Origin of the sequence: Hydrobacter penzbergensis, from assembly GCF_900106985.1 — a bacterium.
Taxonomy (GTDB): domain Bacteria; phylum Bacteroidota; class Bacteroidia; order Chitinophagales; family Chitinophagaceae; genus Sediminibacterium; species Sediminibacterium magnilacihabitans.
In genome coordinates this window covers 76,199-100,194 of the sequence record NZ_FNNO01000013.1, presented here as the reverse complement: position 1 = coordinate 100,194, position 23,996 = coordinate 76,199, and the positions used below count along the sequence as shown (strand labels likewise).

At 46.3% G+C, this 23,996-nt stretch carries 23 protein-coding genes; 13 read left to right on the top strand and 10 right to left on the bottom strand.

Annotated features, from left to right (window positions below; translation table 11 throughout):
* Positions 1 to 4: 4 nt before the first annotated feature.
* A complete protein-coding gene (locus tag BLU98_RS13585) occupies positions 5 to 1,075 on the top strand; it encodes an efflux RND transporter periplasmic adaptor subunit (RefSeq protein WP_092725499.1) in 1,071 nt (356 codons plus the stop codon).
* A 66-nt stretch (positions 1,076 to 1,141) separates the two neighbouring features.
* On the opposite strand, the gene BLU98_RS13580 is transcribed toward BLU98_RS13585, so the two are convergent.
* Together BLU98_RS13580 and BLU98_RS13575 are read right to left on the bottom strand one after the other, a co-directional pair.
* Positions 1,142 to 2,569: a dihydrolipoamide acetyltransferase family protein gene (locus tag BLU98_RS13580; protein WP_092725497.1), complete on the bottom strand. Its 1,428-nt coding sequence runs from the start codon at positions 2,567 to 2,569 to the stop codon at positions 1,142 to 1,144.
* 168 nt (positions 2,570 to 2,737) lie between these two features.
* A complete protein-coding gene (locus BLU98_RS13575) occupies positions 2,738 to 3,994 on the bottom strand; it encodes a competence/damage-inducible protein A (RefSeq protein WP_092725494.1) in 1,257 nt (418 codons plus the stop codon).
* Between the two features lie 64 nt (positions 3,995 to 4,058).
* On the opposite strand from BLU98_RS13575, the gene dacB reads away from it, so the two are divergent.
* Positions 4,059 to 5,453, top strand: coding sequence for a D-alanyl-D-alanine carboxypeptidase/D-alanyl-D-alanine endopeptidase (gene dacB / locus BLU98_RS13570; RefSeq protein ID WP_257574992.1), 1,395 nt, complete (start codon positions 4,059 to 4,061; stop codon positions 5,451 to 5,453).
* A gap of 10 nt (positions 5,454 to 5,463) precedes the next feature.
* Positions 5,464 to 6,252, top strand: coding sequence for a hypothetical protein (locus BLU98_RS18190; protein ID WP_257574991.1), 789 nt, complete (start codon positions 5,464 to 5,466; stop codon positions 6,250 to 6,252).
* On the opposite strand, the gene BLU98_RS13560 is transcribed toward BLU98_RS18190, so the two are convergent.
* The gene (locus tag BLU98_RS13560; RefSeq protein ID WP_092725490.1) at positions 6,222 to 6,650 is read right to left on the bottom strand and encodes an acyl-CoA thioesterase; all 429 of its coding nucleotides are present in this window, start codon (positions 6,648 to 6,650) and stop codon (positions 6,222 to 6,224) included. The genes BLU98_RS18190 and BLU98_RS13560 overlap by 31 nt on opposite strands.
* Positions 6,651 to 6,782: 132 nt before the next feature.
* On the opposite strand from BLU98_RS13560, the gene BLU98_RS13555 reads away from it, so the two are divergent.
* Genes BLU98_RS13555 through BLU98_RS13540 form a run of 4 tightly spaced genes read left to right on the top strand, consistent with a single transcriptional unit; the run spans position 6,783 to position 13,178 of the window.
* The gene (locus BLU98_RS13555; protein ID WP_092725487.1) at positions 6,783 to 9,827 is read left to right on the top strand and encodes a tetratricopeptide repeat protein; all 3,045 of its coding nucleotides are present in this window, start codon (positions 6,783 to 6,785) and stop codon (positions 9,825 to 9,827) included.
* A 45-nt stretch (positions 9,828 to 9,872) separates the two neighbouring features.
* Positions 9,873 to 11,645, top strand: coding sequence for a TonB-dependent receptor (locus BLU98_RS13550; RefSeq protein WP_139173926.1), 1,773 nt, complete (start codon positions 9,873 to 9,875; stop codon positions 11,643 to 11,645).
* Positions 11,646 to 11,654: 9 nt separating this feature from the next.
* Complete coding sequence (locus tag BLU98_RS13545) at positions 11,655 to 12,221, top strand: hypothetical protein (protein ID WP_092725480.1); 567 nt, start codon at positions 11,655 to 11,657, stop codon at positions 12,219 to 12,221.
* A 42-nt stretch (positions 12,222 to 12,263) separates the two neighbouring features.
* Positions 12,264 to 13,178: a class I SAM-dependent methyltransferase gene (locus BLU98_RS13540; RefSeq protein ID WP_092725586.1), complete on the top strand. Its 915-nt coding sequence runs from the start codon at positions 12,264 to 12,266 to the stop codon at positions 13,176 to 13,178.
* Here the strand turns inward: BLU98_RS13540 and BLU98_RS13535 are convergent.
* On the bottom strand, positions 13,175 to 13,984 hold the full coding sequence (locus BLU98_RS13535; RefSeq protein ID WP_092725477.1) for a glutaminyl-peptide cyclotransferase: 810 nt from the start codon (positions 13,982 to 13,984) through the stop codon (positions 13,175 to 13,177). The genes BLU98_RS13540 and BLU98_RS13535 overlap by 4 nt on opposite strands.
* 9 nt (positions 13,985 to 13,993) lie before the next feature.
* A complete protein-coding gene (ychF, locus tag BLU98_RS13530) occupies positions 13,994 to 15,097 on the bottom strand; it encodes a redox-regulated ATPase YchF (RefSeq protein ID WP_092725474.1) in 1,104 nt (367 codons plus the stop codon).
* Between the two features lie 66 nt (positions 15,098 to 15,163).
* On the opposite strand from ychF, the gene BLU98_RS13525 reads away from it, so the two are divergent.
* The 4 genes from BLU98_RS13525 (at position 15,164) to BLU98_RS13510 (ending at position 17,607) form a co-directional block, all read left to right on the top strand.
* A complete protein-coding gene (locus tag BLU98_RS13525) occupies positions 15,164 to 16,423 on the top strand; it encodes a spore maturation protein (RefSeq protein ID WP_092725584.1) in 1,260 nt (419 codons plus the stop codon).
* A gap of 51 nt (positions 16,424 to 16,474) precedes the next feature.
* The gene (locus tag BLU98_RS13520) at positions 16,475 to 16,660 is read left to right on the top strand and encodes a hypothetical protein (RefSeq protein WP_092725470.1); all 186 of its coding nucleotides are present in this window, start codon (positions 16,475 to 16,477) and stop codon (positions 16,658 to 16,660) included.
* A 111-nt stretch (positions 16,661 to 16,771) separates the two neighbouring features.
* Positions 16,772 to 16,951 carry a hypothetical protein gene (locus BLU98_RS13515; protein ID WP_092725466.1) on the top strand — a complete coding sequence of 60 codons (180 nt, stop codon included), beginning with the start codon at positions 16,772 to 16,774 and terminating at the stop codon, positions 16,949 to 16,951.
* A 2-nt stretch (positions 16,952 to 16,953) separates the two neighbouring features.
* Positions 16,954 to 17,607 carry a hypothetical protein gene (locus tag BLU98_RS13510; protein WP_092725463.1) on the top strand — a complete coding sequence of 218 codons (654 nt, stop codon included), beginning with the start codon at positions 16,954 to 16,956 and terminating at the stop codon, positions 17,605 to 17,607.
* Between the two features lie 17 nt (positions 17,608 to 17,624).
* Here the strand turns inward: BLU98_RS13510 and BLU98_RS13505 are convergent, their stop codons facing one another.
* The 4 genes from BLU98_RS13505 to BLU98_RS13490 form a co-directional block, all read right to left on the bottom strand.
* A complete protein-coding gene (locus BLU98_RS13505; protein WP_092725461.1) occupies positions 17,625 to 18,932 on the bottom strand; it encodes a hypothetical protein in 1,308 nt (435 codons plus the stop codon).
* Between the two features lie 46 nt (positions 18,933 to 18,978).
* Positions 18,979 to 19,668, bottom strand: coding sequence for an SIR2 family NAD-dependent protein deacylase (locus BLU98_RS13500; protein WP_092725457.1), 690 nt, complete (start codon positions 19,666 to 19,668; stop codon positions 18,979 to 18,981).
* Positions 19,665 to 20,456, bottom strand: a complete 792-nt coding sequence (locus BLU98_RS13495) for a class I SAM-dependent methyltransferase (RefSeq protein ID WP_092725453.1) — start codon at positions 20,454 to 20,456, stop codon at positions 19,665 to 19,667. Before BLU98_RS13495 ends, BLU98_RS13500 begins: the two co-directional genes overlap by 4 nt.
* 128 nt (positions 20,457 to 20,584) lie before the next feature.
* Positions 20,585 to 21,001 carry a nucleoside-diphosphate kinase gene (locus BLU98_RS13490; RefSeq protein ID WP_092725581.1) on the bottom strand — a complete coding sequence of 139 codons (417 nt, stop codon included), beginning with the start codon at positions 20,999 to 21,001 and terminating at the stop codon, positions 20,585 to 20,587.
* A gap of 134 nt (positions 21,002 to 21,135) precedes the next feature.
* Here BLU98_RS13490 and BLU98_RS13485 point away from each other — a divergent pair, with 134 nt between their 5' ends.
* Together BLU98_RS13485 and BLU98_RS13480 are read left to right on the top strand one after the other, a co-directional pair.
* Positions 21,136 to 22,143 carry a DHH family phosphoesterase gene (locus BLU98_RS13485; RefSeq protein WP_092725449.1) on the top strand — a complete coding sequence of 336 codons (1,008 nt, stop codon included), beginning with the start codon at positions 21,136 to 21,138 and terminating at the stop codon, positions 22,141 to 22,143.
* A 5-nt stretch (positions 22,144 to 22,148) separates the two neighbouring features.
* On the top strand, positions 22,149 to 23,093 hold the full coding sequence (locus tag BLU98_RS13480) for an FKBP-type peptidyl-prolyl cis-trans isomerase (RefSeq protein ID WP_092725447.1): 945 nt from the start codon (positions 22,149 to 22,151) through the stop codon (positions 23,091 to 23,093).
* Between the two features lie 67 nt (positions 23,094 to 23,160).
* On the opposite strand, the gene folP is transcribed toward BLU98_RS13480, so the two are convergent.
* Positions 23,161 to 23,979: a dihydropteroate synthase gene (folP, locus tag BLU98_RS13475; RefSeq protein ID WP_092725445.1), complete on the bottom strand. Its 819-nt coding sequence runs from the start codon at positions 23,977 to 23,979 to the stop codon at positions 23,161 to 23,163.
* Positions 23,980 to 23,996 lie beyond the last annotated feature (17 nt).

The window sequence follows — 23,996 nt, the reverse complement described above, 5'->3', positions numbered from 1 at the left end:
CAAAATGAAATACATACTCATATCCATTACTGCAAGTGTTGTGCTGGCTGCCTGCTCAACGAACCGTGCGGAAGAAAAACAGCAGGTTGCGAATATCCCTGCCCATTACCCGGTAGCCACTGTGAAGAAAGCAGGTGTTGCAAAAGAAGTGGAACTGCCTGCACAATTAAGCGCTTACCAGCAAGTAAGTATATTCCCTAAACTGAATGCTTATGTGCAGACAGTGAAAGTGGATATCGGCAGTGCTGTTAGCAAAGGTACTTTACTGATGACCCTTGAAGCGCCTGAACTGGAACAGGCTGTGGTGCAGGCAAAGGAAAAATATACGCGGGCACAGGCTGACTGGCTCATCGACAAAGAAAAATACCATCGTTTGCAGGAAGCAGCCCGCACAGCAGGTGCGGTATCTCCGCTTGACCTTTCTTCTGCCGCAGCTAAAGTGTCGGCAGACAGTGCCGTATGCAATGCACAAAAAGCCGAATGGCGTTTGCAGCAAACCATGATCGACTATTTACAGGTGAGAGCACCATTCGATGGCGTAATCACTGAACGAAATGTACACCCCGGCGCCCTGGTAAGTGCTGCTGTGAAAGACAAGCCGATGCTGGAACTGAAGCAGGTAGATCATTTGCGTTTGCAGATAGATGTGCCCGAAGAGATCGCCATATCGCTTCACGAAAAAGACACACTTTTCTTTTCAACCAGCACAGCGCCCGGCAAAAAGATAGCTGCCGTACTGAGCAGGAAATCGATGAACATGAATACCCAGTTCAGGTCTGAGCGTATTGAAGCAGATGTACAGAATAATGGCAACACGCTGGCCCCGGGTATGTATGCAGATGTATTGCTGGAATCGAAGGGTAATGAAACCGCTTTGTCTGTTCCGAGATCTGCAGTGGTTACTTCAACCGAAAGAAAATATGTTTGGGTGGTACGTAATGGTGCGCTTACGAAAGTAGATATCCGAACCGGTAATGAAACTACGAAAGAAGCCGAAATATTCGGTGATATCAAGGAAGGCGAGCAGGTGATACTGACGCCGGCAGATGATATGAAGGAAGGCGTTAAGTGGTGAGTTGTTAGATGCTAGTTGTTAGAAAGGGAGCTATATCACTCAACTCTAACAACTAGCATCCAACAATTATATGTAATGGAACCATTGCTTATTGACATCCCATTTCTCAAACTCTTTAGCCACTTCTGTTAGGAAGCTGGCGCCAATGCTGCCATCTACGATGCGGTGGTCATAGCTGAGTGAGAGGTACATCATGTGCCGGATGCCGATGGTATCGCCATTGGGCGACTCAATAACCATAGGACGTTTTTTGATGGCGCCAACGGCCAGTATGGCTACCTGCGGCTGGTTAATAATAGGTGTGCCCATGAGGCTGCCGAAAGTACCTACATTGGTGAGCGTAAAAGTGCCGCCATTGGTATCATCGGGCTTGAGCCGGTTATTGCGTGCAGCATCGGCCAGGTTATTTACGGCTTTACTCAATCCTACCACATTTAATTGATCGGCCCCTTTGATCACAGGTACGATCAGGTTGCCGCTGGGCAGTGCGGTAGCCATGCCAATATTGATATCTTTCTTGATGATGATCTTATCGCCTTCGAGCGAACAATTCACCAGCGGGAAACGTTTGATGACGTTTACAACGCACTCTATGAACATGGGAGTGAAAGTGAGTTTGGTACCTTCTCTTTGCTCGAAATCTTTCTTCACGCGCTCGCGCCACATTACCATATTGGTTACATCGGCTTCGGCAAAGCTGGTCACATGCGGACTGGTATGCTTGCTGTCAACCATGTGTTTGGCAATCAGCCTGCGCATTCTGTCCATCTCCATTATCTCGGTGCTGCCACTGAGTACCACCTGGGATGGGTCGGCCACCCTGCCGGAATAGCTAATAGCTACCGCTGGTACACTTGGAGCTGGTGTGATGGCAGTTTGTACAGGGACAGTGGTGGTTGTTTGCGGCGCCGTGTAAACAGGAATATGTCCTTCTTTTTTCTGCTGTATATATTGCAGGATATCTTTTTTGGTAACCCTTCCTTCGTTGCCGCTACCCTGTACACGTTCCAGTTCGCTCAGGCTGATGCCTTCACTGTTGGCAATATTCAACACCAGCGGGGAATAGAAACGGGCGCCGGAAGGCTTACTGGGTATTTCTACGGCATTGGGTACATAGGGTACTTCTTCGGCGGTCAGTTCCGCAACCGGTGCTTCCTGCTTCGCAGGTTGTTCTGTTGGCACAGGCGCTACAGCTTCCTGGCGCTCGACTGTAGGAGCAAAAACAGGCTCATGGTCAGCAGGCGCTTCAGCAACACCGGTTTCAATTTTAGCAATAACAGTGCCGATGGGTACTACTTCATTCACCTGGAACAATAATTCGGTAATAATCCCTTCAACGGTGGAAGGCACTTCACTGTCTACTTTATCGGTAGCAATCTCAAGTACCGTTTCATCCAACTGCACACGATCACCCACCTGTTTATGCCATTTGAGAATGGTGGCTTCCATGATGCTTTCGCCCAGTTTGGGCATCACCAGTTCCGCTATTGCCATACTATCGTACTGTTTTTAATGGTCTAAAAAAAAACGATCAAGTGTTAGTTTTGCGCAATGTTAAAACAAATCGGATAATCATCGGCCAAAACTTTTCCTGACTCGAAAAACAGGTATGCACAAGTGCTTATACCTCAACAAAAATAATGGTTCGGGTGCGATATTTAATCAACTCTTTTGCAGGATGAACTGGCGTAAAAGGTTCAGGGCATTGATAGCCGTTAATTCAATATTACGCATCCGGTCGAACCGGAAATGGAATTGCCGGGCAATGGTTTCAGAGTGGTCGCCCACAGCGATCCACACCATACCTACCGGCTTTTCCTTGCTGCCACCATCAGGCCCCATGATGCCGCTCACAGCAACAGCATAATCAGTCCGCATTACCTGCAAAATGCCCTGGATCATTTCGCGAACAGTCTCTTCGCTTACGGCTCCCTTGCTTTCGAGCGTAGCAGCCTTTACATCCAATACCCGTTGTTTGATGCTGTTGTCATAACTCACCACGCTTCCCATAAAATAAGCCGACGAGCCGGCATGGGAGGTAAGCTTATGGGCAATATAACCGCCGGTGCAACTCTCGGCAGTAGTCAATGTTTTTCCCCTTTCTTTGAGGAGATGTCCCACCACCAATTCCAGGGGAATATCATCATCGATCACCAGGTAATCTTTTACTGCTGTAACCAGCAAACCAAAATGATGGTCGATCTCCTTTTGTAATAGCTGCGAATCGTTACCAAAAGCCGTCAGGCGAAGCCGCACCATTCCATAATTGGGGAGATAAGCCAGTTTAATATGTGCGGGCAGTGCTTCTTCAATGTCTTTGATCATATCGGCCAGGGATGATTCGCCGATCCCTGCCGTAAGTAAAGTTCTGTGTTCAATATGACCGGTTTGGTACCAGGAAGATAATTGTGGTATCACCTGGTGTTCCATGATCCATTTCATTTCCTGGGGTACGCCGGGCATGGAAATAAAGCGGGTGTTCCCTTTTTTGAACAACATGCCGGGCGCAGTACCCAAAGCATTCCGCAACACCGTGCAAACATCGGGTACTTCTGCCTGTTTGCGGTTTCGCTCTGTGAGCGGTCTTTTAAAAACGCGCTCGAACAAATCTTGTACATGCAATAAGGTGGGCTCATGCAGGATCATCCTGCCTCCAAAGTAATCACAGAGCAACGACTTGGTAATATCATCGGCAGTAGGTCCCAATCCGCCTGTGATCAGCACCAGGGGCGCCTTTTCACTTTCTTCATCCAATGCTTTCCAGATATCATCCCGCACATCGCCAACCGCCACCCTGTTGCGAATCATGATCCCTGCTTTATTTAATTCCTGTGCTATCCAGGCGCTGTTGGTATCCACAACTTGTCCTATCAGTAACTCATCGCCAATCGTAATAATTGAGGCAAAAACTTTTTCCATAAATTAGCCCTGCTGAAATTTGGCACAAGGTAACAGGATAATCAATTGGATCATGAGAGGTATAATGAAAAAGCTTTTAGCAGGAACGGTCTGTTCATTGTGTATGATGGTCTTGCACGCTCAATCTGTTAAAACAAAACTGGAAACTGCAACCACTGCTTTGCTGGCCGACCCGCAAATGAAACACGCCATAATGGGTATGAAATTGGTGAATAGTGAGACGGGCGAACTGGTGTTTGAACTGAATCCGGAGACCGGGCTTGCTCCTGCCAGTTGCCAGAAGATCATTACCAGCGCTACTGCGATGGAATTACTGGGCCCCGGTTTCCGATATAAAACTGAAATCGGCTACGATGGCTACCTGATTAACAACAAGTTGAAAGGGAATATTCACATTACTGGTTATGGCGATCCCACCATGGGAAGCTGGCGTTATAAGAATACCCGAGATTCTGCCATCATGCGGCAATTGACGCAAACTTTGCAGGCGCGGGGCATCCGCCGGTTGAAAGGCGCTTTGATCGGGCATACGCAGAAATGGGAAACCAATACGGTGCCAGGCGGATGGCCCTGGGATGATATCGGCAATTACTATGGCGCTGGTACATCGGCATTGAATTGGCATGAAAACCAATTTGATATTATATTGAATTCAGGGTCACAAATTGGTGATTCTGTACATATTGTAAAATCAGATCCGGAATTGTATCAAGTACAGCTTGTCAGTGAGCTTACGGCTGCGGATAAAAGTTCCGGGGATAATTCCATTGTATACACTTCCCCTTTAAGTAACCGCGGATACCTGCGTGGAACGATCCCAGCGGGTGAGCAGGCTTTCGTAGTGGCAGCCTCCATGCCCGATCCGCCTATGCAATTATTGTCGGCTTTTGCGCAAGGGCTTGCTAAGGCTGACATGAAACCCACTTCATTCAATTATATTACGGAAGGGGTTGACACCGCCAACTACCAATCACTTTACACCTACCTGTCGCCCACGCTCGACAGCATCAACTATTGGTTCATGAAGAAGAGCATCAACTTTTATGGCGAAACATTGCTCAAAACCATCGCTTACGAAAAAACAGGGTTCGGCTCCACGGAAAAAGGATTGGAGATCGTTAAGCAGTTTTGGAAAGAACGGGGTATCGACCCAACAGGCCTGCGTATGATCGATGGAAGTGGTCTTTCTCCCCAAAATCATATTACTGTAGATGCTTTGGTAAAAGTATTGCAATATGCCCGCATAAGGCCTTGGTTTCCTTATTATTATGATGCATTACCTGTATATAATAACATGAAACTGAAAAGCGGAACCATTGGAGCGGTCAAGGGATTTGCCGGGTATCATAAAGCGAAAGACGGTACAACTTATACTGTAGCGCTGCTGATCAATAATTACAGCGGCTCTACCAACGATATCGTTAAGAAAATGTTTGTTGTGTTAGATGAATTGAAATAAAATTTGAATCATGATGTATTGGAAAAGAAAGGGGGTGTTTTTGTATTGTTTGTTGAATGGACTATTGAGCCAGGCGCAGGACAATTATGAAATACAGGTATATGGGTCGGAAACGGTGAAGCATCGTACTACCATGGTTGAGCTGCACAGCAATTATATTTTCGGCGGCACCAAACTGGTGGAGAACGGTGTGCTTCCCACGCACCATATCTTGCACGAAACCATTGAAATTACCCATGGGTTTACGCCCTGGTTGGAAGTGGGGTTTTACCTGTTCAATGCCATTGGTTCGGATAATAGAACCAGCTATGTAGGCAGCCATATACGGCCGAGGGTAAGGGTACCGGATAGCTGGGGTTGGCCATTGGGGGCCAGTCTTTCAATGGAGGTAGGTTATCAGAAACCGCAATACAGCGAAGACGACTGGAACTGGGAGATCAGACCCATTGTAGATAAGAAAATAGGGAAGACGTATCTCTCTTTCAATCCAACTTTCGAAAAGTCGCTCCATGGCCTCAACAGCAACAAGGGATTTATTTTCTCACCCAATTTCAAAGCCAGTTATGACCTGTTAAAAGTAGCCGCGGTGGGAATGGAATATTATGGCTCTGTGGGTAACCTGTTTCGTTTCGATCCCTATCCGCAGCAGCAACATCAGTTATTCGCTGTTACCGATCTCAATATATCATCCGACTGGGAATTGAATCTCGGGTATGGGTGGGGATTGACCAGCGTATCCGACCAACCCATCATCAAGCTGATTGTCGGTTACAGGATCAAACCTTCTTCGGGAAAATAAACAGCCAGCTTTGACCGGAGTTCGTGGGGGATCACCGTGCGCTTGCCTGTTTCAATACTGATGAAATACAGGGTTACTTCGCCGGTGGTGAGCAGTTTGTTTTTTTCGTTATATACTTCGTTAAAAAAAGTGATGGAATGCCCCTGGGGTAATTCTTTCAATATGGTCTTGATGGTAATGAGATCGTCGTAATGGGCCGGCCGCAGGTAGCGCGCCTTCAACTCCACCACAGGCATACGAACACCCATTGCTTCCATTTCTTTGTACGTAAAACCCAGATCGCGAATGCTTTCTGTACGGCCTACTTCGAAGTACTGGGCGTAATTGCCATAATATACAATGTCCATCTGATCGGTCTCTGCATAACGTACCCTTACCTGGCTAATGTGTTCGTACATAGAGTTATCCTGATTTGTTGACAAACTTACGGGAACTATCTGTTTTTCCACAAATCATGGAATGATGTTTGCTAAAGCAAAGCTCGTGCTACCTTTAAAACAGGTTTTAGCTTAAAGCACACCCCATTTGCTATGAATAAACTTCTCAAGATTGGTTTACTTGTCGTTGGCTGCAGTGTAGGACCATTGGTTCATGCACAAACCACGCAGGTTTTACAAGATCCGGATGCCGAATTCAAATCGGCCAAGGAATTGTACCAGAAGGAACAATTCAGCCTGGCTTATCCCGTGTTCAAAAAAATATACAGCAACGGCATTGGTAAAACCAACCTGCCTATGTCGGTACAGCTGGAAGCCGAATATTATTATATCATCTGCGGATTACAACTGAACGATGAAACAGCCGAACCCATGGCTGTGGCTTTCTCAGAATTGGAACACGATGTACCGCATGTGCAGATGATGAACTATCATCTTGCCGAATATTATTACCGTACCAAAAACCTGGGTAAAGCACAGGAATATTATCAGCAGGCTAATATTGCCAACCTGAGCAACAGTGAAATTGCCAACATGAAATTTCACCAGGGGTATGCCTATTTCAGCATGCAGCAATTCGATAAGGCCAAACCCTTGTTCAATGCTATCCGCCAGTTGCCGAAAGATCCTAATTATGTTGATGCCAACTATTATTATGGCTTCATCGTTTTCAGTGAGAAGAATTATAGCCAGGCGCTGGAGTGTTTTCGCATAGCACAGCAATCGCCCGCATACCAGAACATCGTTCCCTTTTATATTGCCGAGATCTATTATTTCAACGGTGAAAGAGACAAGGCCCTCGAATATGGAGAGCAAATGTTGTCGAAGCCCGGCCAATATTATGACCTGCAATTGAGGCAATTGGTTGGACATATCCTCTTTGAAAAGAAACAGTATGCGCGTGCACTGCCTTACCTGGAGCAGTATGTATCTAAAAAAGACAAAGTAAGGCGCGAAGATCTTTATGAATTATCCTATTGTTATTATGAAGCCGGTAACTGGCCAAAATCCATCGATGGATTCAAACAGTTGGGAGGAGGAGAAGACTCCCTGGCGCAGAACAGCATGTACCTGCTGGGCGATGCTTACCTGAAGACAAACGACAAACCGAATGCGCGCAATGCTTTCCTTTTCTGCGCTTCCAATAACAGCAATGCGGTGCAGAAAGAAGTATCGCAGTTCAACTACGCGAAACTGTCTTACGACCTGGGTTATATGGACGCAGCGCTGAAAGGTTTCCGGTCTTTCCTCACCGATCACCCTCAATCAAAATTTTCACAGGAAGCCAAAGAATTGTTGGTAAGCACATTGGCCAATACCAGCAATTATAAAGATGCGTTGAGCCTGTATGAAAGCCTCACGGGACAGAGTGAAAATACGGTGAAGCTGTACCCGCGTTTGTTGTATGGCCGTTCGGTAGAACTGATCAATGACCAGCAGATCACCAAGGCAGATGAATTGCTTACGCGGATCATACAGTCACCCTATAATAACCAGCAACTTCCTTATACCTATTTCTGGAAAGGGGAGATCGCTTACCGCAAAGGCGATCCGGACGCTGCGATCGGTTTCCTGAGCAATTACCTGCGCAATCCCCTGGTTAACGGAGAAGTGAATCCCACCAATGCGCGTTACAGTCTGGCCTACAGTGAACTGAAAACAGAGAATTACGAAGCGGCCCGCGGGCATTTTGAGCAGGTGGCAGGAAGCTATGTTTCCAGTGCATCTTCTGCCATTGAGCAGGATGCTTATTTGCGAGCGGCCGATTGTTATTTCATGACCCGTAATTACAAACAGGCTTTGCGTATGTACGAACAGGTGCTCAGTCAGCGTTTGCCGGGTGCGGATTATGCACTGCTGCAAAAAGCAGTCATAGCCGGCGCTTCAAGCAAGAACACGGAGAAAGTAGGTTTGCTGCAATCACTGGAACGGCAGTTCCCTGGGTCTGCTTATACAGCCGAAGCCAATATGGAGATTGCCAATACCTATATGGCCGATGAAAATTTCCAGGCTGCACTGGCGCCGTTGAAACTGGTGTTGGATAACAACAAAGCCACATCTCTGCATCCGCAGGCTTATTTGAAAATGGGCATTGCGTATTTCAACCTGGATAAGAACGCCGAATCGTTGGAACAGTTTAAAAAATTGGTGGCTTATTATCCCAATACACAGGAAAGCAGTGATGCAGTGGAATATATCCGGAGCATTTTTGTAGCCAATCAAAAGCCTGGCGATTTTGTGGCTTTCATGCGTCAACAGGGGAAACCGGTAACTTATAATGAAGAAGATTCACTCACTTTCCGTTCTGCCATGATGCGTTATGATGCAAAGGATGTGGCAGGAGCCAAAGCAGGGTTTGCCGATTACCTCTCTAAATTCCCCGATGGACGTTACAATATAGAAGTCAATTATTTCACCGCAGAATTGTACATCGCTGCTAAAGACTACAACAAAGCGCTTCCTTATTATACAGCAGTTGCTGCCAAAGGACAGAGCCAGTATGCCGAAAGAAGCCTGTTGCAGGCGGCACGCATTTATTATTTCGATTTGAAAGATTATGCTTCTGCAGAAAAATATTTCACCCAACTGAAAGAGCTGGCCAGGCAACAGGAAAACAAACTGGAAGCCATGCGAGGGCTTTTGCGTTGCCAGTTCAAAGCACAAAAATGGAAAGAAGCGGCGCCCAATGCGCAGGAGTTGTTGCAGGAGAAAGGCATTGCTACAGACGACAGGATGATGGCCAATATGGTGGTTGCTAAAAATCACCAGTTGAACAATGAACCCGATCTGGCGCTGGCTGCATACAAACAAGTAGTGGCTGCCGGTAAATCTGAATGGAGCGCCGAAGCGCAATACCGTTCTGCAGAAATACTGTTCGCAGAGAACAAATTACCCGAGGCGGAAAAAGGAGCTTTTGAAGTGATCAAGAAACTGGGTTCTTATGAATACTGGGTTGCCAAAAGCTATATACTGCTGGGTGATATCTATACCAAAGAAAAAGACTGGTTCAATGCCGAAGCAACTTTTAAGAGTATCGTTGAGAATGCTACGATCACCGAATTGAAAACAGAAGCACAGCAAAAACTGATACAGGTGCAGCAGGAGAAGAATAAAGTCAATAAAGTAGAACAACCCTAAAGTATTACATACATGCATTATTGTAAGAAAATATGTTGCTTTCTTTTGCTTGTATCGTTGACAACGGCAACGGTACAGGCCCAGCATAAAAAGAAGGGTAAGAAAAAAGTACAGACAGCGGCGCACAAAAAAGCGCCCGCGAAAACAAAAAAGTCTCACACGGCTGCTACGCCTGCGAAGAAAAAGACGGCCGTTTTCAGTGCGGCCGAATCTACGCCGGCAAAACTGAATCGCGAAGGCTTGGGAGACACTACCGCGCCCCGTGTAGTAACCGTGACTTCTGCATTCAAGCCTTCATTGAAGAATGCGGCCAAAGTGAATTTTACCGCTGCTTCGCCGGTGATAGACTCATCACGCGTACCTGTGCTGTATAATATTCCTGCGCAGAACCTCCTGTTCTCTTACCAGCCGGTACCCATCAAACCACTGGCCCTGCCGCAGGATAGTGGGTTGGCATGGGTGAATGACCATTACATAAAAGCAGGTATCGGTAATTATACTACAGGATTGGCCGAAGGCGCTTTCTCCTTTGGAGACGGTAAAAAATCCATCACCAACCTGCGCGCCAATTATTTAACCACCAAGGGCAACCTGCCGGCACAACAATATTCGAAATTCGGCATGAATGTGATCTCTATTCTGAATACCAATCACAACAACGAATGGACCACCAAAGCCTTTTATGAAAACACCACGCGCTATTTTTATGGTTATGAACCGGCTTCGCTGAATTATAAAAAAGACAGCTTGCTGAACCGCTTCAATACTGCAGGGATAGAAGTAGGATTGCAGAACAAGGCCCGCAACGATTTTAATATTACTTACCATCCACAGGTGCAGTTGCGCTATTTTGCCGATAACCGCGATAATAAAGAATACGCGCTGGTGGCCAAAGCAAACATCAATAAAGGTTTTGCAAAGATCTATGCGTTTGACCTGGGGCTCACAGCTGATATTTCCAAAGCCACTTTCTTCCCCTCCACGCCGAACCAGCGTACACTGAAGAACAACCTTTATTATGTAAGTCCTACCTTGCAATTCAACACCCCCAATTTCAAACTCTACCTGGGTATTCAACCTTCATGGGATAACCAGAACTTTTCAACCCTGCCCAATATCACGGCAGAAGCGAGGATCAAGGAGAGCGCCCTGGTGGTGGAAGGCGGATGGACAGGTTATTATAACAAGAATACTTACTATTCCCTCGCAGGATTCAATCCCTGGTTAGCAGCGCTTACAGACCTGCAGAATACCAAAGCGATAGAAACCTATGCAGGCATCAAAGGCTCAGCAGGAAATCATTTCACATACAAAGGACGCGTGTCGTTCATCAAGCTCAATAACCAACCGCTTTTTGTGAACGATCTGCTCGATGGAAAGACATTCAACGTACTGTATGAACCTAGTATGCAACTGATGAAGCTGCATGGAGAAGTAGGGTATAATGTACAGGAGAAATTCTCCTTCCTGGCCGGCGCTACTTTCCAAAAATTCTCTTCCCTGGTGGTGAATGAACAGGCATGGGGACAATTGCCTTTTGAAGTGACGGGCACCCTGAAATGGAAAGTGCTGAAAGACCTGCAGGTAAAAGCAGATGCATTCTTGTGGGACGGACCTTATTACCGCAGCAAATCGATGCAGGCCATGAAGCTGGATCCCGCTGCCGATCTCAACCTGGGAATAGAATTTGCAGTGATGCCCAAGCTCAACCTATGGTTCCAGGTGAACAACCTCCTCAATAACAAATACCAGCGGTGGAACCAATACCAGGTATTGGGACTGAATGTGTTGGGAGGAGTTGTATATTCGTTCCGGTAAAAAAGCAAGATGGACGAACACCTGTATAAATACCTGGTATTGCATCGCCGGTTAGATATCCCGGGCCTGGGCCGCTTCCTTATTGAAAACAGGCCTGCCCGGATGGAAGAAGGGGGTAAGCTGATACAGGCGCCGGTTCCCGTGATCAGTTTCCGTCAGCAGGCGGTACAGGCCGATAAACAGTTCTATGATTTTCTTGCATGGGAAATGGATACAGATGAAGTAGATGCCATTAACCGTTTCAGAGACTATACCGAAGAGCTGAAAACCAAAGTAACCAGTGAATCAGGAGTTGAATTGAAGGAAGTGGGCCATCTCTTTATACGGGAAGATGGAACAACTGAATTCCGCGCCGTTGCCAGTCCGCATGAGTTATTACCGCCTGTATCACTGCCGGATGGCATTGTTTTTGAGCATACAGCATCCATGCCACATGCACTCAAAACCAACGAAGCAGCTACCAGCAATGAATATGCAGAAGCTGAACCAACTTCAGCTTCCAATAATAAATGGTGGCTCTATGCCGCTATCTTGTTATTGATCGGTATAGGAATCATTCTTTTTTACTACGCATAATCTCTTTTCTTTGCATCCGGTTCGATCTATTTTCAGATGATCATGAGCGACAAAAATTTTATCAATCATACCCTGTGCCCTTTTTGCCAGAGTGCTGCAATACAACCCGTATTGGGAGTAAAAGACCATACGGTGAGCAAAGAGCTCTTCGAAATATGGCATTGCGACGGATGCGCTAACCGGTTTACACAACTGGTGCCCGATGCTGCATCTATTGGTCTCTATTACCAATCCGCCGCCTACATTTCCCATTCAGATACCAATAAAGGACTTATCAACCGTCTTTACCACCTGGTGCGTAATTACACGTTGCGCAGCAAAAGAAAATTGATACAGCGCGTTACAGGTAAAGAAAAAGGATTATTGTTGGATGTGGGCGCCGGCATCGGCGCTTTTGCAGATGCGATGCGCGAGGCAGGCTGGGAGGTAACGGCATTAGAGCCTGATGAAACGGCAAGGCAGCGGGCCAAAACGAAATACGGACTGGAGCTGCAAGCACCGGAAACATTGTATACACTGCCCGATGCCCGTTACGATGCGATCAGCCTCTGGCATGTGCTGGAACATGTGCACGACCTGCATGGGTACCTGCAAACATTTGCCCGCATACTGAAGCCGGGAGGGAAACTGGTTATTGCCGTACCTAATTATACCAGTTACGATGCTACGGTGTACCAACAGTATTGGGCGGCTTACGATGTGCCCAGGCACCTATATCATTTCTCTCCTGCAGGAATGGAATTACTCGCACAACAAAAAGGCTTCAGGCTGGAAACAACTTTACCTATGTGGTTCGATAGCCTGTATGTATCGATGCTTAGTGAACAATATAAGAATGGGAAATCCAATCTCCCCGGGGCGCTGCGTACAGGCATCTGGTCGAATGTCAAAGCATTCTCTAATGCAAAAAAATGCAGCTCGGTGATCTATGTTTTTTCAAAAACAGGCAGTGTTTAATTGAACTTCACTTCACAGAGGATAGGCCATCTTTTCCCGGTAATATAAAAGCTGTTTTTGGCAGCATCATAAGCAATGCCATTCAAAACATAACCAGCATCTACCTGTCGGGGATCATAAGTGGCACCTGCTTTTTGTAATAAACTCGACATATCGACCTTGCCATCCACATGGCCTGTTTCCGGGTTAATCTTGATAATATAGTCGGTTTCGTAAACGTTAGCATAAATACTACCATTAACATATTCCAACTCATTCAGGTTGGGTACATACCCATTATTATCACTTACGCCAACAGTTCTTTCGATGTGGAAGTTTTCAGGGTTTACGAAATACAGGTTGCTATCACCGGTTGAAATAATTAGTTGTTTACCATTTGTGGTGAGTCCCCATCCTTCGTAGGGCCACTCAAATTCCTGCAGTTTTTTGAAACTGGATAGATCGTAAACGTATACTTTGTGTTCTTGATAGGTAAGTTGATATATCTTGTTGTTTAATATAGCGATGCCTTCACCAAAAACGGTATCAGGCAGTGATATTTGCTTGATGGGTTTACCCGTATTGATATCTACAGTGCGCAGCTTACTAACCCCACGCCAGCCTGTTCCTTCGTACATGGTATTGTTCTGCCAGATCAGTCCCTGCGTATAAGAACTGGTATCATGCGGGTAAACTTTTACCAGACTGTAATTGATCACTGCCGGAGCAAGAATGGCAGGAGCCGATGCATCGTCGCTTTTGTTGGTATCACGACAGCCTGCTAATAAAGCAGTGGCAGCAATAAATGCAAGAAAGGTCTTTTTCATGGCTCCAATTTACACATTAAACCTGAAGTGCATGATGTCGCCATCTTTGACGAGATACTCTTTTCCTTCTATGCGCAACCTGCCGTTGTCGCGCGCTGCGGCTTCACTTCCGAATTTAACAAAATCATCATAAGCGATCACCTCAGCCTTGATGAATCCTTTTTCAAAATCGCTGTGGATCACACCGGCAGCCTGTGGCGCTTTCCATCCTTTGTGAATGGTCCATGCCCGTACTTCCTGTACGCCGGCGGTGAAATAAGTGTCGAGGTTGAGCAATTTATAGGCAGAGCGGATGAGGCGGTTCAAGGCGGGCTCAGTCATTTTGTACTCTTCCATGAACATCTGCTTGTCATCCGGCGATTCCATTTCGGCGATCTGTGCTTCAATATTGTTGCACATTACAATCACTTCGGCGCCTTCGCCTTTCACACCGTCGATCAGTATTTGAGAGAATTTGTTGCCGGTATGCATGGATGCTTCGTCGACATTGGCTACATACAACACGGGTTTATCGGTGAGCAGGAAAAGATCGGCTACGGCTGTCTTTTCTTCTTTACTCAATCCCAGTGAGAAGATGCCTTTCCCTTTTTCCAGGTGTTCTTTACAACGTGTCAGTACCTCGAATTCTGCTTTGGCCTTGGCATCGGTACCTACACGGGCCATTTTTTCTACGCGCTGCATTTTCTTTTCCACGCTCTCCAGGTCTTTCAGCTGTAGTTCCGTATCGATGATCTCTTTATCGCTCAAAGGGTTGATGGCGCCTTCTTCGCGCAATACGTTCTCGTCTTCAAAACAGCGTATCACATGAATGATGGCGTCCACTTCACGGATATTGCCCAGGAATTTATTACCCAAACCTTCACCTTTACTGGCGCCCTTTACGAGTCCGGCGATGTCCACGATCTCCATTTGGGTAGGTACGGTACGATTGGGTACTACCAGTTCGGTCAGCTTGTTCAGGCGTTCATCGGGCACGTCTACCAATCCAACATTGGGTTCAATGGTACAGAACCTGTAATTGCTTGCCTGCGCCTTGGCGCTGTTGCTCACGGCATTGAACAAAGTCGATTTTCCCACATTGGGTAGTCCCACGATTCCTGCTTGTAAAGCCATATTACTTCAAAATTTGAGCCGCAAATATAGCCCCATTCCTTATTTTCACCTCATTAATTGCAGGCTATGGCATTAAACTATGTTTGGATATTTTTCTTCCTGATCGGACTGGCGATCGCTTTGGTGAAACTGATCGTTTTCCAGGATTATGAAATATTCAAAAAACTGGTGGAGGGAATATTTGATGCCTCCAAGTCTTCAGTGATGGAAATAGGCCTTCCGCTGGCCGGCGCCATGATGTTTTTCATGGGATTGATGAATATTGGAGAGAAGGCCGGTGCCGTTAATTTCCTGGCGCGTTTGCTGAATCCTTTTATGAAGCGGTTGTTCCCGGAAGTACCTGAAAAGCACCCGGCTATGGGACAAATGGTGATGAATTTCAGCGCCAATATGTTGGGTTTGGATAATGCAGCCACCCCATTCGGACTGAAAGCCATGAACAGCCTGCAGGAACTGAATCCTGCCAAAGACACGGCCAGCAATGCACAGATCATGTTCCTGGTGCTGCACACGAGCGGACTCACCCTCATTCCTTTGTCGATCATTGCCTATCGCGCCGGGGCGGGCAGTGTCAATCCAACCAGTGTATTCGTGCCCCTGATGGTAGCTACCACTGTTGCAACGATGGCCAGCATCATCATCACCATTGCATACCAGCGCATCCGGATGGATAAGGTATTGCTGTTGTGGTTGGGTGGTATCATTGCCAGTGTATTATTATTTGCATGGTTTATAGATGGATTGCCTTCGAAAGCCGCTGCGGGCAGCTCCACGCTTTTTGCCAAAGAAACATTCACCAATGTGCTGGGTAACCTGATATTGTTTCTCATCGTGGCTTCTTTCCTCATCGGTGGCTGGGTGAAAAAGATCAATGTCTTTGAAGCGTTCATTGATGGGGCCAAGCAAGGTTGGGATGTGGTGATCAAAGTCATTCCATACTTAGTAGGGTTGCTGGTAGGCATTCGTGTATTCCGCGACAGTGGCGCTTTGGATGCGATCATCAACGCTATTACCTGGTGTTTTACGGCCAGCGGTATGCGGGGCGATTTTGTACCGGCCCTGCCGGTTGCCATCATGCGGCCTTTCAGCGGTGGCGGCGCCCGGGGGCTGATGCTGGATATCTTCAAAACGCATGGCCCTGATAGTTTCATTGGCCAGTTGGCTTCTACATTCCAGGGCAGCGCCGATACTACTTTTTATATTGTTGCGTTGTATTTCGGTAGCGTAGGCATCAAGAGAGTGCGTTATGCCATCTGGGCCGGTATGCTGGCCGATCTGATAGGAGTGATAGCAGCGGTATTCATCGGGTATATCTTTTTTAAATAATAAGTTGTAGCTTTATAGTAGCAGAAACACTTCAAGGAAAATAGAAAGTATATGTCTGTTCCTTATACACTCTGGATGCTGCGTTTTTTCGGCCCTGTTATTTTAATGGTGTTGTGGGTATGCTATCAACTTTTTATCAGAAAAAAACCGCTCAAATCATTGACCAATGATGCATTGGCTGCTTTTTTCTTTGTGGCAGTATGGATAACCCTTTCTTATTTCGGCTTGCATAGCTGATGACCGATTGAATACGGTTCTTCAATTGTATATTCCTGATCTGATTTATTGCTAAAAAAATCACGTACAAACTCCTGTTTTTTTGCAAGCTGCTTACAGTAAATTTGTAGTATGACTGATCAAGATATTAAAAGGTTAATAGACATGTTTAAGAAAAAACTGTCTGAAAAGCGTACAAAAGAACAAGCGTTTGCGTCTCTTGTTTCCGCAGGTATCCTGACGAAAAAAGGTAATTATACCAAACCATATCGGAATATTGGCAGGTTCATGAGAAAAGGGGTTACAAAGTAACCATGTACTATTCGAGGCCAGGGTTGATTATTGCTTTTCATGGATGCGAGGCCGCCATTCGGAACAAGCTGTTATCAAATCCGGATTTTATTAAAAAGAGTGAAAAACCTTATGACTGGCTGGGGCATGACATGTATTTCTGGGAAAACAACATTGATAGGGCTCTTGAATGGGCAAAAGATAAAAAACGAAGAGGTGAGATTGATACCCCTGCTGTAATCGGAGCAGTATTGGATTTAGGGTATTGTTTTGATCTTTCTGATTCGCGATTTATATCAATGATTAAGGGATCTTATTCATTACTGGCTCAAACCTATAAAGATGTTGGTGAAACACTCCCCCAAAATAGAGACATCAAAACAGATCACCATAAAGATAAAATCCTACGTGAACTGGATTGCAAGGTGATAGAATTTATGCATGATCAAATTACTAACTGGGTTGCTACAGATATACAACTGAAAGGGTATAGTAAATATAGAATATTCGATTCGGCAAGAGGGGTATTTACCGAAGGCGGCCCTGCATATACCGGGGCTGGGATCGCTGAAAAAACGCATATCCAACTTTCTATCAGAAACCCTAACTGCATCAAAGGTTTTTTTCTTCCACGACAAGAAATTGACTTTCTAAAATCTTCCCTACCTAAAAATTAGGCCAAATACTGAAGGTGTTATTTCATCTCAATCTCCTTTACTCCCAACACTGCATATAATTTATCCCGGAAAACTATTTTATACCTGCCTTTGCGTAGATAGAGGTAGTAATAACCGTTTGGTGCATTGATATAAGTTTGATCGGCTGGCACTACCAGGCCGGCGGTTTTATCATTGTATTCATTGGCATAATAAGCCTGTACAAAGAAGAGGGATTGAAATGCCGGAGGTACGGGCAGTTCTTTTTTCCATCCATCCATATTAATCCATTGCGGGCGGCCGTTATGAAATTTTGTTGCCGGATGGATCACGTAAACATCATACAACTTATTGCCAAAGGGATCGAATGCGGTATCACTTTGCAAAGGAACTACAGGAGCTGCAACGGGGCGAAGCTTGAGCCATGTTTCATAAAAACTGGCTTTGTCATTCGACGTGCTTCCTTCGCACAGAGAAGTCTGGTCAATGGTCAGCGGATCGATGCCGGAGATCACGCTAAAATATGCGGCCATAGGAATATAGTCTTCCGTAGCCACTTTCGATATATGCCCGTAACCGGCATGTACCAGTATTTTAGCAGTGCTGTCTTTTTTCAGGATCGCATTGATATTCGACGCCTGTATGTATTCGCGTTGATTGGGTCCGTGTTTGTACGCCAGAGAATCTTCATAAGCCACCAGTTTATAACCTATTTCCAGGGCCTTTCGCACCAATTCCCCACCCATAGGTTCGCAGGTATAATGACCGGTGTACATATTCAACCGGGTAAGCGGTGTGTTGCGATTCGTGTTCAGGGTTTCCATGGCCAGGTAGCGGAATCCCTGTTGGTACAGGCCTTCCAGCAAAGAAGCGGTGAAAACCCTGTGCAAGGGCTTGTCGTGTGCTTCATTGATCATCACAGCGCGGCTGGCAGCCGCCTTTTTCAAAATATACTGCCTGGCATCAGTGTACTGAATCGATTTTACTATTTCTGCTTGCTTGTTGGAAAACCCTATAGCCGTGTCACCCACAGGATCGTGTCCCAGTTTGCTCAATTGCAAAACGCTTGCATAATCACCCACAAAAGCAAGGGCCTGCGAAAGCTGGTCGTAATAACTAGCAGCATCCGTGGCCGCAAGGATTGTTTTTTCTTTTTGAAAAGCTTTATACAACGGGTAGAGGTAGTGCAGTTCTTTGTGATAATATGGATAAAGCGCCGTGCTGCTATCGGTTGGCAAATTGGTTTGCTTGCCCGTAAAAGTTTTGAGTTCCAGGTACTGTTCACTCAGTTGAGCAGTAGCGGAAAGTGCAATAAACCAGGAAACGAAAAGTAAACCAACCCTCATGCAATGAAATTTGTGCAAGATTATAACAGCCGATGTTAGCAAAAGTCTAAAGATACGCCGCCAGCTTGTTTTTTAACAATTGTACCCCTTCCGAAGCAGGAGCTTCGATAGCAGTTACATTGTATAACGATGGGGAAGAAGGGATATGTTTGTCGACAATGAATTTAGGTACGCCATAAGGCACATAATTGACAAGCCCTGCCGCGGGATAGACTACCAATGAAGTGCCGATGACTGCAAAGAGTTCTGCTGTCCGTGCTACTTGTATAGCCGCTTCGATCATAGGAACGGGTTCATCGAACCAAACGATATGGGGCCTGAGTTGCCCGCCATCGGGCGCTTTGTCGCCCAAACGGATATCCTCACGGATGGGATAAGTAATGTTTTCATCGAGCACACTGCGCATTTTGAATATCTCGCCATGCAAATGCAATACCTGCGTACTGCCTGCCCGTTCATGCAGGTCGTCGATATTCTGTGTGATGATGTGGACATCGAAATCCTGTTCCAACGCTGCCAATATTTTATGCGCAGCGTTAGGTTGTGCAAGAGCTACATCCCTGCGGCGCATATTGTAAAAATCGAGCACAACCTGTGGCGCCTGCTGCCATCCGCGCGGAGAAGCCACTTCATATATATCATATCCTTCCCATAAACCATCACTATCTCGGAAAGTTTTCAGTCCGCTTTCTGCACTGATGCCTGCGCCCGTCAACACCACCAATCTTTTTTTCATGCTTGAAGCGGTTTGATGAGGTAGTACACACAAGTGGTGAAGTAGTTGCGGATATAAGGGATATCACGCAAAACAGGCAACTGCGCTTTCGCGTGCCAGCCGAATTTCCATTCATAGATGGGATTGATAAGGTAATGTAACCTGTGATCAATCTTGTAACCTGCCTGCTTCGCTATACGCTCAAACCTTTCAATAGAAATGCGTGTATCCCTGATCTCCAGCAGATCGGCAACAGGTTCTTTGTAGCGCTGTAAGATGGCCCTGTAAACTGGAAGCGGCAATAAGTGATAGTAGGGGAGTTTCGACAGCCATTTATTTCTGCACAATTGCTGGTGACCGCCAAAAGGCATTTGCCATGGCGGGAAACCAAAAAAGATAGCGCCTTCTTTGGTAAGAAAATGTTTCATCCAGGCAATCAACCTGGGTTGATCGTGTATATGCTCAATAACATCCTTCAACACAATAAGGTCGAAACTGCCGCCCAATTCTGTTTCCACATCCACCTGGTAAATGTCTTTGGCTACAAACCGTATCCTGCCGGCAGCAGTATCATCGGCCAGCCAAACCACACCGTTGTCGATACGTGGTTTATCTAGTTCCACCCCTACACCTGTACATCCCTTATTGACGAACGCCTTCAATACACCTCCTTCTCCACAACCAATCTCCAAAACACGCATGCCAGGCTGAATAGGGAAGGTTTTTTCAATAAAGGGAATGACATATTTCTCAGTATTCCATACCTGAATATCGAAATATCTTTTTCTGTCCTTATGGAATTCGAACATGATGCCGGTTTTGCGAAGCTGCAATATATCTTATCTGATTTGAAAATGGCTCAATGTGCCATAGTGCAATGAAAAAGGCCATCCCGCCAGATGGCGAATGGCCTTTTGGATTACTTTATTTCTGCGTCTTAATAGCGTTCCAGCTTAGAAAAGAAGAAATCGCCTTCAATGACTGCATTTTCATCACTGTCGCTACCGTGTACAGCATTTTCTCCTACAGAAGCGGCAAATTGCTTACGGATAGTGCCTTCTTCTGCCTGGGCAGGATTGGTGGCTCCGATGAGCTTCCTGAAATCAGCTACAGCATTGTCTTTTTCGAGGATGGCCGCTACGATCGGACCACTGCTCATAAAATCAACCAGTTCACCGAAAAAAGGACGCTCGCGGTGAATATCATAAAAAAGACCGGCCTGTTCTGTGGTTAGACGGGTCCATTTCATAGCTTTTATACTGAAACCAGCTTTGATGATCTGGTCGAGAATAGCCCCTGTATGCCCCTTGGAAGTAGCATCGGGTTTGATCATGGTAAATGTTCTGTTGCTCATATATACTGATAAAATTTCGGCCGCAAAGCTAAGCATTCATCCCTTTTAATAGGGTATTGCGACCTGTTTTTTGTTAAAGTCCCCTAAATTGATTTGATAGAATAAGCCGGAAACTGCAATTTTGCCGCGACTCTATGCAAGCAATAGACCTGTTTTACCCCCGATTGAATACCCCTGCCAAAGTGGTCATTACCATGCACCAGAAACCCGATGGAGACGCTATGGGGTCGGCATTGGGACTGTACCATTTCCTCACGGCGCTGGGGCATGAAGCAGTCGTGATTTCCCCCACGAACTGGGCTAATTTTCTTGATTGGATGCCGGGTGTGGACCGGGTCATTGATTTTGAACGCTATCGCGACAAGGCAAAAAACCTGATCCAGTCGGCCGAAATTATTTTTTGTCTGGATTTTAACATCCTGCATCGCACCAAAAACATGGAGCAGCCGCTCACCGAAGCTACCTGTACCAAAATATTGATCGATCATCACCAACAACCTCAGGAAGAGGCTTTTGCCTATGGTATCAGTGATACCTCTAAGAGTTCTACCTGTGAAATGGTGTATGATTTCATCATCGCATCGGGTCATGCTGATAAACTGAACCTGGACATGGCAGCGTGTTTGTATACGGGGCTGATGACCGATACCGGCTCTTTCCGTTTTCCGTCTACTACTGCGGCCGTGCACCGTATGGCAGCCCACCTGAAAGAACTGGGCCTCAACCATACCCACGTGCATGAGATGATCTACGATAATTTTCTGGAGGGAAGGTTGCGCTTCATTGGCTATGCGCTCCTGAACAGGATGGAAATATTGTACGAATACAATACGGCGCTGATGCATATTACCCGGCAGGATCTGCAACGATTCGACATTAAAACGGGTGATACAGAGGGATTGGTCAACTATTTGCTAACGATACAAGGCATGCGGCTCGGTGCCCTGGTCATCGACCGCGATGAAGAACGGAAATGGAGTTTCAGGAGCAAGGGAAATTTTGATGTGAACCTTTTTGCCAGACAACATTTTGAGGGAGGCGGCCATCAGAACGCGGCCGGTGGAAGGAGCAGCGACAGCCTGGAAGCAACCGTACAAAAATTCAAAACGATCATAAAAACTTATCAACAACAATTACAATAACAACCATGATGAGAACAACAACCACCCTGTTGCTGGCAATTGTATTGCTGGCCAGTTGTAGCCAATACCAGAAAGCGCCTTCCGGTATGAAATACAAGATCACAAAAGGAGGCAGCAAAGAAACCCTGAAGCAGGGACAGTTTGTAAAATTCCATATTGAATACAAGCTTTCTCCGAAAGATACCGTACTGAATGTTTCATTTGGTCACGTTCCGGCTTATTTCGTAATCGATACAACCCGCCTGGGTAAATACAATTTCACAGAGTTCATTACCAAAATGGCGCCGGGCGATAAAGCTGAATTTGCACTGAGCATTGATACCCTGAAAAAAATGCAGATGATCGATCCCAACAGTCCTGATTTTCATAGCGGAGATATGATCAATGGCCGCATAGAGATTATCAAAACATTCCCCAACCAGGAAGCGATGATCGCCGACCACAAAAAGGAAGTAGAGGCAGAAAAAGAAAGGGAAGTGAAAGAGTTGGCTGACTATACCACCAAACAAGGCATCAAAACCCAAAAAACAGTTTCTGGTGTGCTGGTGGAAATACAGCGTGCGGGTGAAGGACAAAAAGCAGATTCCGGCTTCCAGGCTTCTGTGATGTACAAAGGATATTTTACCGATGCAAAACGCAAGTCTTTTGATTCCAATAACGAAACGGCCAGTCTTCACAAAGATCCGCTCCAGGTAATCATTGGTTCCCCCGGCATGATCCCCGGAATGGACGAAGGTCTGCGCCTGTTTGCCAAAGGTGGTAAAGGAAGGCTGTTTATCCCCTGTATGCTGGCTTATGGCGAGAGAGGTATGCCCCCGGCCATCAGACCCTGGGATAACCTGGTGTTCGATGTGGAAGTGACAGATGTTGCCAAGCCCGCACCAGCTCCTGCTGCCGTTGCGCCTGCTCCGGCACCGAATGCCGCTGCTGCCGCCCAGCCCAAAAAATAAGATTGGATATATAACATTACTCTTTGCCTTTTGCCCCGGGCTTAAGCCCGGGGCAAAAGGCAAAGTTTTATTGTGTAACAAGCTGTAGGGCCTGCACAGCTTCTTTCACATCGTGCACCCGTAAAATATTGGCGCCATTGAGCAACCCCATGGTATTGAGAACCGTAGTGCCATTCAGGGACTCTTCGGGTGTAATGCCCAGCGTACGGTAAATGGTAGACTTACGCGATACCCCCAGCAACAAAGGACATTGCAGCATTTTCAAAAGCCCCAGCTCTTTCACCAGTTGAAAATTCTGCGCAGTGGTTTTGCTGAAGCCAAAACCAGGGTCAATGATCACATCGGTAATGCCTGCATCGCGACAGGCCGCAATGCGTTGAATGAAATGATCGAGCAGGTACTGCATTAATGAAGGATAGTCTGCTTTTTGGTGCATGGTCTGCGGTGTTCCTTCCAGGTGCATGCATACATAGGGTACTTTGAGTGCGGCTATGGTTTGTAACATACCGGTATCAAAACTGCCGCCGCTGATATCGTTCACCATGCAGGCACCCGCTTCAATTGCACCCTGTGCTACCTCTGCATAATAAGTATCAATAGAAATATAAGCCTGCGGAAACGCTTTGGCTATCGCTTCTATAACCGGCGCTACCCGTTGCAGTTCTGCTGCTGCTCCTAACTGTTCACCGCCGGGTCTTGTACTCTGACCGCCGATGTCCAGTATGGCAGCGCCTTCTTCCAGCATCAGCGCGGCTTGCTTTAAGGCGCCATCAATGGTCTGTTGCCTGCTGCCGCTGTAAAATGAATCGGGTGTGCTGTTGATGATACCCATGACAACAGGTTTGTCGAGCGCCAGCAGCCTTCCCTTGCAGTTAAGTGTGAACATTCTGTCTATTGATTTAT